Origin of the sequence: Bacillus sp. EKM202B, from assembly GCF_011066025.1 — a bacterium.
Classification (GTDB): domain Bacteria; phylum Bacillota; class Bacilli; order Bacillales; family Bacillaceae_G; genus Bacillus_A; species Bacillus_A toyonensis.
The window spans coordinates 81,840-96,864 of sequence record NZ_JAAMNK010000018.1 but is presented as its reverse complement, the minus strand read 5'-3'; the positions used below and the strand labels follow the sequence as shown (position 1 = coordinate 96,864).

Genomic DNA, 15,025 nt, shown 5'->3' with positions numbered 1-15,025 from the left:
CAACCTTTTATTTTAAGACACCACTATACAAAATATTTACGTCTACTTCTGGTTTGAATTTTACTTTTGCATAATCTTTATTCCAATTTTTTTTCTTCCATAATTCAGGATGATATGCGATAAGATGTCTTCCGATACCGAAAGCATCACAATTTGCTTTTTGTAGTTTGTTTGTTATTTTTTTCGCTTCTTTCGTAAGTTGTTTCGATAAGTCTTTATTTAGTTTTTTTCGTTCTCCCATTTTATAAATATTATCTCTTGGAGCCTCAAGGGCTATAACTTTTAGTTGAAGCTTAATGTGAGCATATACATTTCCTTTTTTATCTGTTGTTATTTTTAAGTCTCGCTTTAACTTTCGATTACTAACTTCCATTGTTAAATAATCAGATGTCTTCTCTGATTCATCGCTAGTAAGTTTTTGGGTTATACGGGCACTAGTTCCCATTTTTCCGGTTAATAATACGAATAAAACAGATTGTTTCAAAGGTAAATGCCCAGTTAATTTATCATTGTTAAATAAAGCTAACCCGTTTGTAATTACTTCTTTTCCTTTTATTTTTATAGAAGGGAGGGTAAAGTCTTTACCGGGATCTAACATTTTTGTAGCAGCTGTTTCTAAAGTTTCTTTTGGAAATACACTCATATCTTCTAAGCTTTTCACTTTTTTCTTTAGAAAATCTCCAATTAGTAAATTTCCTACCTTCTTTTTTTCTAGTATCTCGGATGTTTCACCATCTACTGCAATAAGTTTTACTAAAGCAGTTGGGTTTGTTGGGTCCCGAAAGCTGACATCTAAATAGGGGAGTATACCTTTTTTTAGAATTTTGGTTCCTAGTAATTGAACACCATATTTAAAATAGCGAATATTCCCAGTCACATTTTTTTTTAGGGCGTCGCTTGTATCCCTTATGTTATGCCCGTTTGCTGAATGTATTTCATTCTCGAATGAAGATTGCTCTCCGCTTGAACTTTTTACGAGTTCAAGCGTTTGCTGAAGTTTATTTTCTTCCGTAATATCATATCCAATGCTATAAGCTAATCTCGCTTCTCTTAATGGTTCTTGATCCCAACAGCCAGAAAGGAATGCACTAGTACATAATATAAAAAGTAATTTAACTCTTTTTTGGAACATACTGTTCTCCTTTCTTATTTCTTATTACTGAATAAAGTAGAAATAAAAGAGGGAGGACAACTATGAAAATATACGTGAACTTATCAGTAAAAGTTGCAATTACTTTTAATTCTTCAGGTGTATCTATAAATAGGGCTACACTAAAAGCAATAATACCAACGATTGGAACAGCCTTTTTATGATTAGCCAGATTGAAGATATGTCCAATTCCTATAGAAGCAGCACAGTAATAACTAGCAATAGAAGCTACAACAGTTATCATCCATATTGGGATGAATAGTAAATCGGTGCGGTCTATAATCCCAATATGCAGAGAACGCAATAAGTAAGCAACTGGCTCTGGAATAAGTTCAACTTGTTTTGGACTAAATACGACAAAGCAAATCCAAACAGTAAAAGTATAAAAAAGAGTTACAAATCCATTAGCGATAGAAATTGCTTTCAGTTTTGCCACAGAACTCCCGTTTACTTTTGGGAAAGCGATAAGAATAATCTCAAAACCATACATAGCTGTAATGGTTTCTTTTGATGCTTGAATAATATTCCACCATCCGGCTTCTGTAATTGGAAGAATGTAAGAAAAATCAGCTCGTGTAAGCCCTAGGGCAATTAAAAGAGCCATTGGTAAAATGAGAATAGAAGCCATGACGTAAAACCGTACGATGACTTTGAACGTATTATAAGCTATGTAACAACAAGCTATTGTAAATAGCATGAGGGTGGCATACCAAGGAGTTGCTTGTAATATCCAAACTTTAATGACATTACAAGCATTTAACATAACCGTCATACCGATAAGGGTAAAATAAAAAACATAAGCAAAACCTAATAGTTTTCCAAACTTATTCCCAAATAGCATACAAACACTTTCATACATATCTGCATCAGGAAATCGTTTTAAGAAAAGCCACATAAGTAAAATAATAAGTTGAATTGCAAGACCAGCGATGAGAGCAGAAATCCATCCGCCACCTTTCGCTATTGGGTGAAGACGGTTTGGTAGAGAAAGTATACCAACTCCGATTTGGCATTGAATAACGAAAAAGGTAAATTGAACAAGTGAAATTTTACTTTGCGTGTTTGTCACCGTTCTCATCCTCTCTCGTTACATGTTGTCGTTGCATTTTTTTCGGTTTTGAATCATGTGGTCGTTCCCAAAACGACCAAATTGGTAGTCGTACAAAAGAGTCTTTCATATCTTTTATCCGCATCGGAGCAACAGGAGAAAGATAGGGGGTATGAAATGAATGTAACTGGCATAAATGAACGAAAGTTATAATGAGACCAAATGATATTCCTACATAGCCGAATATGGCAGCAAGGAGCATTAACGGAAAACGAAGAATCCGAACTGCGGAACTCATATCATTTGATGGAACAAGAAAAGATGAGATTGCAGTTAAAGCTACAACGATAATCATTGTATAAGAAACGAGACCGGCTTTTACAATTGCATCACCAATTACTAAACCACCTACAATACCGATTGTTTGTCCAACTCGGCTTGGCAAGCGAATACCAGCTTCCCGTAATAATTCAAAGATTAATTCCATTAAGAGAGCTTCAAAAATAGGAGGAAGTGGCACTTTTTCTAATGAAGCTTTAATCGTATAAACAAGTTCGAGCGGCAACACATCAGGATGAAAAGCAACTGTTGCGATATATATAGCGGGTAAGAGAAAGGCAATCAAGAAACTGACTAAGCGAATCATTCGGATGAAAGAACCGACAATCCAGCGGTTATTATAATCATCTGGTGATTGATAGAAAGCAAATAACGTAACAGGAACGATAAGTGCAGTTGGATCTCCATCAGATAAAACAGCGACTCGTCCTTCCATTAAATTTGCTGCGACTCTATCTGGACGCTCTGTATTTAATTGTTGCGGAAAGGGTGAGAAAGACGTATCCTCTATAAATTCTTGTATATATCCTGGAGGCATAAGTGCATCTGTCTTAATCGTTTCTAACCTTCTTTTTACTTCTGTAACTAGATCGTCATTAGCTATGTTTTGCATATAAGCAATTGCCACTTTCGTATGCATTTCTTCACCGAGTGTGAAATATTTAACGACGACATGTGGACTTTTTATGAGTTTACGAATAGAAGCTAAATTGGTTGCTAAATCTTCTACTAAACCAGTATGCGGTCCACGGACAATCCCTTCATTATCAGGTTCTGTTATATCTCTCTTTAAAGATAGAGCTGTTTCGAAAATACAAAAACTGTCGACGTGTTCATGAAAATATAAAGATTTACCTTGTAATAAAAGCTGCACACTATAATTTAAATTTGTTTCTTTTTTCATATTTAATGTGGCAAAAGCTTTATCTAAAGACAGATCCGATCGAGTTAATAATGGCTCAAGAGCTAATTGATGAATTAAATTTGGGTCTGCTAAAGATTCGATATATATAATCGTTCCTTTTCCGTTTTGAAAAGGGATATCTAATTTTTTTATATCATCTGAATGACAGAGTTTATTTTCAATGTAATTAATATTTTCCGGAAGCGATGGAAACATATGCTTTTGATTTTCACTCTTTTGCTGTTCTTTTTGCTCTGTCATAATTTCCACCTCTTTTAGAATAAAGTCGCTTCTGTTAATTTTTGCTTTTTGTGAGAAATTTATGCTTGGATTATTTGAAAATAAGTAGCTTGAAAGTTATGTTACGTCATCTTTTATACTAAAGAAAATGAAAAGTAGGGGATGGAAAGAAAGTATATATTAGATTAGCGGTGTTGATATAAATCTTTTGTACTATAGGAGGGTAAACCTAGCGGCACATATAATTACATCATTCGATGAATAGGAAATTTAAGAAAATCGATTTATAATAATAGTATTGTGTCTTGCCTTTTTAGGTGCAGTACACAGCCGGTGATTGGCTAGTGGAGGTTCTTCCATTTTGCCAGTGCCGGTTTTTTATTGGATAATAGAGAAAATGAAGTTTTATAAAGAAAGAAGGGGTTGTTTTGAAGGATGTAAATTCTATTTTTATAAGAGAAAAGATTGCTAGTTCTTATCTTTATTTTATTTCTTTTCTTGGTTTGATTACTATAACTATATCTTTACTTGAAATTAAAATCCCTTCTCATTCAACAATACTAATATTGTTATTAATATTTATGGGGATTGCAGAGTATTTTCCTGTACGATTTTGGAGAGGAACGAGCTCGCTTACCTTTCCCATAATTTACGCTATGAGTTGGCAGTTTGGAATCCATATAACTATTATTGCTATTGTACTCGTAACGTTAATTATTCACCTGCATCGTCGTTCACCAATACAAAGAATGTTATTTAATAGTACTCAGCATGCGCTTAGTTTGATCTTGGCCGAATGGTTTTCAAATAAATGTATGCACTTATTAATTAACAATATAGATATGTCAGTTCTGTATGAAAATTTAATATCTTTGTTATTATTTTGCGTGTTTTTTTGTTTTTTCAACAACCGCTTTTACGATTTGTTAATGATACTCCTTCCACAGCCATATTCAATCTATCAGTGGTATAAAAAAACTGTAACGGTATTCCTTTGCGAAACTTTTGGTTTCTCTTATGCGGCCTTGATGCATGTATTAATTAGTACATATAGTGTGGAAGTAAATGAGATTACAGTACTGTTTTTCTTTTTTCCACTTGTAGCAATTTCAGTTATTAGCTCTTTTTCTGTACGGATAAGGATGGAGAAGGAACGATTATATGAGCTGTTTCTTATTACGACAGAAATTAGTCGTGGATTAACCGGAGGAAACTTAAAACATATTAAACAAGCACTTAAAGGTTTTTTTGGAATACAAGCATATGTAATATGGACAAAAGATGATGGAAATTGGAATCTCCTATTGAAAGATGGGAAAGTTCACCTAGATATTTCTGATCATTCAGATAAGTTTGAGTCATTTGAAGAAATCTCTAAAAATCTTGTGTTTAATGATTGGAAAACTGGTACGGCTCCTGGGGATGAAATATTTGATAGTGTCATACGCTCCCTTGTATATTTTCCTCTTATTGTAAATGATGAACTAGTCGGAATGTTTGTTGCAGGGAAAAGTAGAACTGCGGGTTTTTTCCCGGAAGATGTACAGTCTTTAGCTACGTTTTCTAATCAATTAGCTAACGTAGTTAAAACAAGGATATTGATTTCTGAACAGGAAAAAAGAATGATTTTAGAAGAAAGAAATAGAATCGCACGCGAAATTCACGATGGTATTGCGCAAACATTGGCAGGGGTGATATATCAACTAGAATCCGCGCAGAAAAAATATCGTGATAAACCAATAGATATGCAACAAATAGTAGAGAAAAGTATAAAAGATTTAAGAGGAAGCTTAGGAGAAGTTCGCTATTCTATTTATGCTTTAAAACCATATCCGACACAACAATTAGGGCTAAAGCAGGCGATAGCAAGTAAAATAAAGTCTTTAAAACAAGAATATGAACTAGATATTACATATCATGAAAGAGGTCATGCACGTGCGCTTAGCTTTTCAAAAGAAAGAGCTATTTTTGATACATTACAAGAGAGTTTGCAAAACATTGTAAAACATGCACAAGCAGACAAGACTGATGTTTTACTTAGCTATCAAAGTGAGCACGTGCTTTTAAGGGTTAAGGATAATGGGGTTGGTTTTTCACTATTTGAGTCTATGGTTAAAACGAAGAATGAGCCACATTATGGTATATTACATATGAATGAACAAGCTGAACAATTAGGGGCTACTTTACAGATTGATAGTTCTGTAGGGAAAGGGACAAAAATTACACTATTAATTCCAGATTCACAAACAAGGGGTGCGTAAAATGATTAAAATATTAGTAGTGGATGATCATGCTTTTTTACGAGACGCAATTCGGAACATACTAGAGGATGAATCTGATATGAAAGTGGTTGGAGAAGCTAGCTCTGGGGACGGAGTATTGGGAAAAGTAGAAGAATGCAGACCAGATTGTATTTTGATGGATATTAATCTTCCGGGGAAAAATGGGATTGAAGCTACTGAGTTGGTGAAAAAAAATTATCCGAATTGCCGAGTACTTGTGTTTACAATGTATGAGCATGATGAATATTTAATGGATGCACTCCAGGCTGGTGCTGATGGTTATTTATTGAAAGATTCATCATCGGAGCAGGTAGTAGCAGCAATTCGGATGTTATATCGAGGGGATTCAGTTATTCATCCGCGTATGACTAAAAAATTAATTACATATCATCAGCAAAAAATGAAATTAGAATCAAATGAAAATGAACTGACGGAACGTGAAAAGGAAATTCTTTTTGAATTAGTAAAGGGACTTAGTAATAAAGAAATCGCTGAAGCTCTATATATTAGTGATAAAACAGTTAAAATTCACATCAATAAAATTTTTAAAAAACTAAATGTGAAAAGTCGATCGCAAGCGGTGATTTATGCTGTTCGAAATCAATTGGTTCCGTTGGATTAAATAAGAAATGTTTAAAAGAACTATCATGTTTATTTATTCTTTATTACAAAGAATAAAGAGCAAGATAGTTCTTTTGTACTATGTAGGTATAGAATCATTAGAAAAAAGATACTCCTTTTGTTCAATTTTCAGAAAAGTCAGAACGTGAAATAATAAATATAGAATTATATTTTAATCCTATTAATAATTCATTTTGTGAAAATCTTTTATTGAAAATAAATGATGGGGGGCTTTTATAGAGAGAGTAAAGTAAGTGATTAGCTATATAGGGATGGTAGTAGTGTTGAAAATTCTTAATGATGCAAAATAAAAGTTTAAGATTAATAGAATTTTCAATGCTAAATGGGAGCTTAAGAAGCAATTTGGTTAGAAAAATAATTTTAATAGTGGGGAGATGCAATATGAAACGAGGGAAATTTGGAAAGGTTCTTATTGGAACACTAACAGTTGGAATGTTATTGTCCCAAGGAATTCCATATAACGTATTAGCTGAAGAGGTAAATACATCTAATTTAACTGGAATTGATGATGTAAATGCTATCTTGAAAGGTCTTACAAAGGAACAACGTAATGCTTTGAAAACGTTAGATACAAAACCGGGTTTTGTTATTTCACCAGGTATCAATACAGCAAGTCCTAATAATGTGAATGTGATTATAGAATTTAAGCAAGCACCTAGTAAGATTGAGGTGTTAAAACAAGCGGCTAAAGGGAAAAAGTTAGCTCTTTCAAATGCGGAACAAAAGGTAGAGGCATCCCATAAAGGATTTAAAGCAGAGCTTGAACAGCTTCAAAAGAATAAAGATAAAGGGAAGAATTTTAAATCTGCCAAAATAACAAGAGAATATAAGAGTGCTTTTAATGGTGTGGCGATTTCGTTGCCTGCGAATATGATTGAAGACTTAGTTCGCACTGGTATTGTTAAGCGCGTATGGGAAGATCATGAGGTTAAAATTGATTTACCGAAAGAAACAGCTAAGGCGGCTGTTGAACCAAAAATGGCAGATAGCGTACCACAAATTGGTGTGGACAAGCTGCATGCTGAAAAAATAACAGGTAAAGGAATTAAGGTGGGTGTACTGGACACAGGTATTGATTACAACCACCCGGATTTGAAAGATGCATATAAAGGATATCGTGCAAAACAAGGTGAAGATTCAAGTAAAATAGATCCGAACTCAATAAAAGGATGGGATTTTGTTAATAATGATGCTGATCCAATGGAGACAACGTATAAGGATTGGCAAAATTCTGGGGGATATCCTGAAATTTATGATGGAAGTGCATATTATACATCCCATGGAACTCATGTAGCTGGGACAATCGCTGCAGACAAAAAGAATAATGTTGATTACGCGGTTACGGGAGTCGCTCCAGATGTAGACTTATATTCATATCGCGTATTAGGTCCGTATGGAAGCGGACAAACAAGCGGTATTCTTGCTGCGATTGATAAAGCAGTAAAAGACGATATGGATGTTATCAATTTATCACTAGGTGCGTCTATTAATGATCCTTTATATCCTACTTCTGTGGCAGTAAACAATGCGATGTTAGCTGGTGTTGTTACAGTAGTAGCGGCAGGTAATAGTGGTCCGGAAGAAGGTACCATTGGATCACCTAGTGCAGCGGCACTTCCAATTACAGTTGGAGCCAGTGACGCTGCAATGAAGATCCCAACGTTTTCCGTCGATGCAGGTGATTTACATGTGGATAAGATGATGCTACTTGGAAAAAGCTTTACTGATAAGATTGAAGATTTGAAAGGTCAATCCGTATCAGTTGTATATGCAGGGCTCGGGAAATCAGATGATTTTACAGGAAAAGATGTAAAAGGAAAATTAGCTCTTATCCAACGCGGTGAGATTACATTTGATGAGAAAATTAAGCATGCTAAGGAAGCAGGCGCAAAGGCGGTAATCGTATATAACAATGTAGATGGTGAAATTACAAGTTATCTTGGGGAAAGTACTTCATCTATTCCATCGTTCCGCCTAACAAAAGTAGATGGTGAGAAATTACAAGCAAAAGCTGTACAAGGAGATGTGTCGTTAGCGTTTGGGGAACTAAGTAATATAAAAACAGAGGGAGATCACTTAGCTGATTTCAGCTCCCGTGGTCCTGCAACTAAGACAGATGATATTAAGCCAGATATTGTAGCACCAGGTGTGTCTATTTTCTCAACTGTTCCTGAATATATTAATGATCCAAAAGATGGAGAAAATTATCCGGTAGCGTATGGACGTATGTCAGGTACCTCTATGGCAACTCCTCATACTGCAGGGGTAGCGGCACTCATTTTACAAGAACATCCAAACTATAGTCCATTTGAAGTAAAAGAAGCACTCATGAATACCGCAGTTGACTTAAAAGAAGAGCGTTCTGTATTTGAGGTGGGCTCAGGGCGAATTGATGCATATCGTGCAGTTCATGCAGATACATCTATCGAGGTTGTTGATAAAACATCAAACGTTGTAGGTGATGAAGAAGTAGAAATTGAAGAAAAAACAGGTTCTATTGCATTTGGGTATAAAAATCAAATTGAAAATGGGCCTATTAAAGATAGTCGAAAAGTTTTAATTAAGAACAGCAGTAAAACAGATGGGAAAGAGTTTAAATTAGAGGTGGAATTTTCACCTACAAGTGTAGGTGTGCAAGATGCAGCGAAGAATGGTGTGAAGCTAAACGTACCAGATTCTATTAAAGTAGCTCCTGGTGCATCAGAGGAAATTAGTCCTGAAATTATCATTCCAGAAAACGCTGAATTTGGTAGATATGAGGGCTATATTCATATTTCAAATAAAAACAATGAAAAAGAAGTATATCAAGTACCATTTGCAGTTAAATTCACAGAAAAAGGGATTGCGTCTGTAGATTTACTGAGAGATGCAATGGCAACAGATGCTTCTAAATTCCATCCATTTATGGAAAGACCAAGTTCGCCGTTGACATTTAAATTAAATAGTCCTCTTGAAACCATTGATGCAGTTGTGAAGGACCGAAAGACAGGGAAGGCATTAGGAGTCGTTGGTACACTTAATGCAAGTAGTCTAACACCGAATGTTGAATATATGATGTTTTCTGGTATGGGAGGGTATGTACTTCCATTCACAGGAGATCCAGCTCATCCAATTGCGGATAAACCTGTTATGTTGCCTGATGGAGATTACGAATTGAACTTCGTTGGATATGATAAAGAAGGAAAATCTTATACAAAAGGCGATAGCATTATCATTGATAATGTAATACCTGAAATGAAATTTAAGGATGTACAACCTGGTATACACGAAGTCAATGATTCTATGTTTAAAGAAGAAGACGGCCAGCGTGCATTATGGGTGCATGGTAATATTTATGATTCTACAGTAGATGCATTAAAGGCAAAAGGCTTGCAGTATGATCAAAAAGCGAACCAAATTGTATATTATCAAAACTCAGCCTTTCCATCAGGTTGGCTGAATACAATTCAAGCAAATGGTGATTTTAAATTTGGAGTACTTCCAGAGGAAATAAACGAGCCGTTAAATCTAAAATTATTTGGATATGATCTTGCAACTGCGGGGAATATGGCAACTGGATATAAAGATTACGTCTTTGTAAAGGAAGGGACAGAATACGCTGTTCCAAGTTATGACAAAGATAAAATCAAATTAGGAGAGAAAATTACGTTAACTTTGAATCTTAATAATGTAAAACAGCTTATGTCAGGTACATTTGAAATTCCTTATTACAAGCAGCTATTTAAATTTACAGATGTGAAACCAAATCCAGCACTTACGGAATATGTAAAACAACATGGACTGAACCTTAAATTAGAAGATCCGAAGATAAGTGAAGAAGGAGCTTGGGAAAACAAGGTGAAAGTTGGCGCATTATTGGAAGGAAAAGAATTTAAAGGATTAGATGGAGATACACCATTTTTAGATGTTACATTCGAGATGGCGAACGATGAATACTTTAATGATTTAACTGCATTTGGAGTAGATAAGTTCTCTTATACAAAAGCTGGTGCATCTGAAGGCATTGAGATTCCTGCGTTTAAAGATAAATCTTTTGCTATTGTTTCGAAACATTCAACGGTTACAGGATATATTGGCCCGGAAGCTTTCTTGAATGAAGAGGGGTATTTAGGTAAGAAAGACTATACAAAACTAGGAGCAAAAGTGTACGCAGTTGGCAAGGATGGAAAGAAATATACAGGAACGATTAATGAAAATGGGCAATTTGAGATTCATAGTGTTCCAGTAAGCGATAAAGAATACGATATTTTCGTAGAAATGCCAGGTCATTTAAATAGTAAACTGACAACCAAAATAGGGAAAATGCAAGACGGAGAATTAGTGGGACAAAACTTTAGAGCTGATATGGATGATAACCTTGCAGGTGATGTAAACGGCGATAAAATGGTAGATATTCAAGATGCTAGAATAGCAGCTTTATCGTATGGAAAAGGAAAAGTATCTGTAAAAGATGGAGATATAAATCAAGATGGTGTTGTAGATGAAACAGATATTCGTTTTATCGAGAAAAACTTCTTGAAAAAGGGTCCAGATGCTAAAGAAAATCAGAAACCGAAAGAAAATGTAGGGCCAGTGACGTTAGAGAAAATCTTACGCTCGATTGGTTTAGAGCCAAAAAAATAAGGGGATATACTTCTAAGGGAAACTAAACGATAAAGCAATGAACACAGAAAAAATGGTTTTTGCTAACAACGAACCGGTAATGATTCACTGTAACATTACCGGTTATTTAAAAAATAGCTATTTGAGTACATGAAGAAAATAGTTTAAAGCTAGTTTGCTTTCGTTATGGGACAAGGTAGTTGCTTAATTAATATTGTTTGTGGGATGAAAATAAGGTTGTTGTTTGAACTTTAAAATAGGGGGGCTTGTGAAATGAGTATTAAGAAAAAACTTGGTATGGGTGTTGTAACTGCAGCGCTTGGTCTATCTTTAATTGGTGGGGGAACATATGCGTATTTTAGTGATAAAGAAGTATCACAAAACGCGTTTGCAGCGGGTACTTTAGATTTGAGTGTTAATCCTGAAGTTGTTATTAATGTCGACAATATTAAACCGGGTGATGAAATGGAGCGCGGTTTTCAATTAGTTAACAAAGGAACCTTAGCGATAGGAGACGTGAAACTTCTTACAGATTATAGTGTTATTGATGCTAAAGGAGATAATGGAAATGCTGATTTTGGTGATTATATCCGTGTTGATTTCTTATGGAATTTGGATAAAAATGAGGTTCCAATTTGGTCTACTACATTATCTGAGTTAAAGGTAGCTACGCAAAATGGAAGTATTCCTGATCTTGTACAAAAAGGTGTTGTAGACCGAGAAGGAAATGGACTTGCTCCTGGTGATGATGATACTTTCTATGTAATGTTCACATTTGTAGATAATGATGAAGAACAAAATGTATTTCAAGGAGATTCATTGAAATTAAATTGGACCTTCAATTCAATGCAGACAAACGGTGAAGAGAAATAAAGGTAAATGTTATATATAAGAATGAATTGATGAAGAATTAAGAAATAGTATTTTTAATAGTGTAAAGGTTGATTTAGTGAATCAGCCTTTTTTGTTTTTAGATTTCTTTATGTGTAGAGATTGCATTTTTATAGTAGGCATAACGGTACTTTTCACATTCATAGCAGTACTTCTAACATTTATGTCGAATTAAGAAGATATATAGGAGGGATACATATGGAAATAGCTGTAGAACGAGTTTTTACAAAAGAGATTTTAACAAGAGCTGCAAGTTTGTTTCATGTAACGGTGGAAGAAAAGCCACTTGGAGATTTTGAAAATTACATTTTTAAGGCGAAGGGTGATAGTGATGAAGATTACGTATTACGTTTAACGCATTCTTCCCATCGTTCTAAAAAAGAGGTAGAGGCTGAACTAGATTTTTTACGATATGTTGCGGAGAACGGTGCAAAGGTAGCGGGACCTCTTTACTCAACATCTCAAAATCTTGTAGAAGAAATTGTAGTAGAGGATGGAACTTTCTTTTTTGCTTCCTTATTTACATACGCAAAAGGTGAGCAAGTAAAAGGAGAAGGATCGCCATATTGGGGAAATGCTTACTTTGAAGCGTGGGGAAAAGCGATTGGACAATTGCACCGCCTTACAATGAATTACCCTAAAACTGACTACCGTGATACGTGGGAAGAGGATGAAAGTAGTATTGTTAATGAATTAGAAGATGAGAACGTGAAAGAAATTGCAGCTGTATTAATGGAGGAAATAAATGCTCTTCCAATTGAAAGAGAAACATTCGGCCTTATGCATGGTGATATTCATCCAGGCAATTTTCACTATGATGGAAAAGAGTTAACAATCTTTGATTTTGATGATGCGGCCTATAATTACTTCATTCATGATTTGGCAATGGTTCTTTATTACTCTGTTCTTTTTACACCGTGGACAGTGGAAGAAAAGACGACATTCGCTCGTAAACAGTTACAAGTGTTAAGAAAAGGGTACGAATATGAGCACAGGCTGGCGGATAGTTGGTATGAATCGTTACCTTTATTTTTACGTTTACGTGATATAGGTTTGTATGGCACGCTCCAAAAGAAATTTAAAGGGAAAGATATGCCAGATCATTTCAGAGAATTAGCTGAACAACTCTATGAAAGAATTATAAAAAGAGAAGCGATTGTGAATATATAATACATTCATGTTAAAACAAAGTATATAAAATAAATATATACTTTGTTTTTTTATACAAAAATATGTTTATTTTATTAAAATAATATTGTTATAGATTCGGTATGCACGTATAATTTTATTTATATTCTGAATATTCTTTATAAATGAGGAGGGGGAATGTTGGAAGCAATCGTAAGTTGGATCAATAATATTGTTTGGAGTCCAGCACTTGTTTATTTATGTTTAGGAGCAGGTTTATATTTTTCTATTCGAACGAGGTTTTTACAAGTAAGGCATGTAGGAGAAATGGTGAAGCTTACATTTCAAGGAGAAAAATCGGATGCTGGTGTTTCTTCGTTCCAGGCGTTAGCACTTTCATTATCAGGGCGCGTTGGAACAGGAAATATTGCGGGTGTTGCAACGGCTGTTGCATTTGGTGGTCCAGGAGCTGTCTTTTGGATGTGGGCGGTAGCTTTTCTAGGAGCAGGTTCTGCTTATGTAGAATCAACACTTGCACAAATATATAAGACGAAGCATCAAGGGCAATTCCGTGGTGGTCCGGCTTATTACATTGAAAAAGGGCTAGGAGTTAAATGGTATGCATTAGTATTCGTTGCGGCAACAATTCTTGCAACGGGGATGCTGTTACCGGGTGTTCAGGCAAATAGCATTGCTGTAAGTTTGGAAACAGCTTTCGGTATTAATATTTCTGTATCTGGAGCGGTATTAGTAGCGGCATTAGCGCTTATTATTTTTGGTGGAGTTAAGCGAATTGTTAACGTAGCACAAGTTGTAGTGCCGTTTATGGCGCTTGGTTATATTTTAGTAGCTTGTGTAATTGTAGCTATGAATATTGAAAAGTTACCAGATGCTTTCATGTTAATTTTAAAAAGTGCATTTGCATTAGAAGCAGCTTTTGGTGGGATTATTGGTTTAGCAATCTCTTGGGGAGTAAAACGTGGTATTTATTCCAATGAAGCAGGGCAAGGAACTGGGGCACATGCGGCGGCAGCTGCTGAAGTATCACACCCAGCTAAACAAGGGTTAGTACAAGCATTTTCCGTTTACATTGATACATTATTCGTCTGTTCAGCAACAGCATTTATGATGATTATTACAGGCATGTATAACGTATTTGATGCAAGCGGAAAAAACTTTATCGTCAATAAATTAAACGGTGCACAGCCGGGTCCTGGTTATACACAGGCAGCAGTAGAATCTGTTTTACCTGGATTTGGAAACGGTTTCGTCGCAATCTCGCTATTATTCTTTGCATTTACAACAATTATGGCGTATTACTACATTGCAGAAACGAATATTGCATACTTAAATCGTGATAAAGACCGTCCTTGGATGTCCATCGTACTAAAGTTTGTATTCTTAGGAGTCGTATTCTATGGTTGTGTAAAAACAGCTGCAACAGCGTGGGCTTTAGGTGACATCGGTGTAGGAATTATGGCATGGGTTAACATTATCGCGATTTTACTACTACAAAAACCAGCATTGATCGCCTTAAAAGACTATGAAAAGCAGAAAAAAGAAGGGAAAGATCCAGTATTTGATCCGCAGGAATTAGGAATTAAAAATGCTGATTTCTGGGAGCATGAATATGGGAAAGATAAAAAAGAAGAAGTATCTTAATAGGATAGGAACGAAGGAGCAAAGGGAACGACCTTTGCTCTTTTTTTTATGGACAAAATGAAGCTGAAAGTTATTTTTTTGCCTATTTTTGAATATAAAAAGAATGTACATGCTTTGTTAGAGGAAGGGGGGAGTAT

9 protein-coding genes are annotated in these 15,025 nt (G+C 35.2%); 6 read left to right on the top strand and 3 right to left on the bottom strand.

The annotated features are described in order from the left end of the window. Window positions 1–7 precede the first annotated feature (7 nt). The 3 genes from gerKC to gerKA are packed head-to-tail and all read right to left on the bottom strand — an operon-like array spanning window position 8 to window position 3,702. Window positions 8–1,132, bottom strand: a complete 1,125-nt coding sequence (gene gerKC, locus G9F74_RS20155; RefSeq protein ID WP_016107524.1) for a spore germination protein GerKC — start codon at window positions 1,130–1,132, stop codon at window positions 8–10. Then, on the bottom strand, window positions 1,113–2,219 hold the full coding sequence (locus tag G9F74_RS20150; protein WP_016107525.1) for a GerAB/ArcD/ProY family transporter: 1,107 nt from the start codon (window positions 2,217–2,219) through the stop codon (window positions 1,113–1,115). The genes gerKC and G9F74_RS20150 overlap by 20 nt, the downstream gene beginning before the upstream one ends. Beyond that, window positions 2,200–3,702, bottom strand: a complete 1,503-nt coding sequence (gene gerKA / locus G9F74_RS20145) for a spore germination protein GerKA (RefSeq protein ID WP_016107526.1) — start codon at window positions 3,700–3,702, stop codon at window positions 2,200–2,202. The genes G9F74_RS20150 and gerKA overlap by 20 nt, the downstream gene beginning before the upstream one ends. Before the next feature lie 407 nt (window positions 3,703–4,109). On the opposite strand from gerKA, the gene G9F74_RS20140 reads away from it, so the two are divergent. The 6 genes from G9F74_RS20140 to G9F74_RS20115 all read left to right on the top strand — a co-directional run bounded on the left by G9F74_RS20140 (window position 4,110) and on the right by G9F74_RS20115 (window position 14,888). After that, window positions 4,110–5,942, top strand: a complete 1,833-nt coding sequence (locus tag G9F74_RS20140; RefSeq protein WP_016107527.1) for a GAF domain-containing sensor histidine kinase — start codon at window positions 4,110–4,112, stop codon at window positions 5,940–5,942. Window position 5,943: 1 nt separating this feature from the next. Then, the gene (locus G9F74_RS20135; protein WP_000590661.1) at window positions 5,944–6,585 is read left to right on the top strand and encodes a response regulator; all 642 of its coding nucleotides are present in this window, start codon (window positions 5,944–5,946) and stop codon (window positions 6,583–6,585) included. Between the two features lie 401 nt (window positions 6,586–6,986). Then, window positions 6,987–11,228 (top strand): S8 family serine peptidase, encoded by a 4,242-nt coding sequence (locus tag G9F74_RS20130; RefSeq protein WP_016107528.1) that lies wholly within the window; start codon window positions 6,987–6,989, stop codon window positions 11,226–11,228. Between the two features lie 252 nt (window positions 11,229–11,480). Beyond that, entirely contained in the window at window positions 11,481–12,080 is a 600-nt protein-coding gene (locus G9F74_RS20125; protein WP_016107529.1) for a TasA family protein, read from the top strand. Window positions 12,081–12,296: 216 nt separating this feature from the next. After that, window positions 12,297–13,268 (top strand): phosphotransferase enzyme family protein, encoded by a 972-nt coding sequence (locus G9F74_RS20120; protein WP_000401664.1) that lies wholly within the window; start codon window positions 12,297–12,299, stop codon window positions 13,266–13,268. Window positions 13,269–13,427: 159 nt separating this feature from the next. Next, complete coding sequence (locus G9F74_RS20115) at window positions 13,428–14,888, top strand: alanine/glycine:cation symporter family protein (RefSeq protein ID WP_033668288.1); 1,461 nt, start codon at window positions 13,428–13,430, stop codon at window positions 14,886–14,888. Window positions 14,889–15,025: the final 137 nt, after the last annotated feature.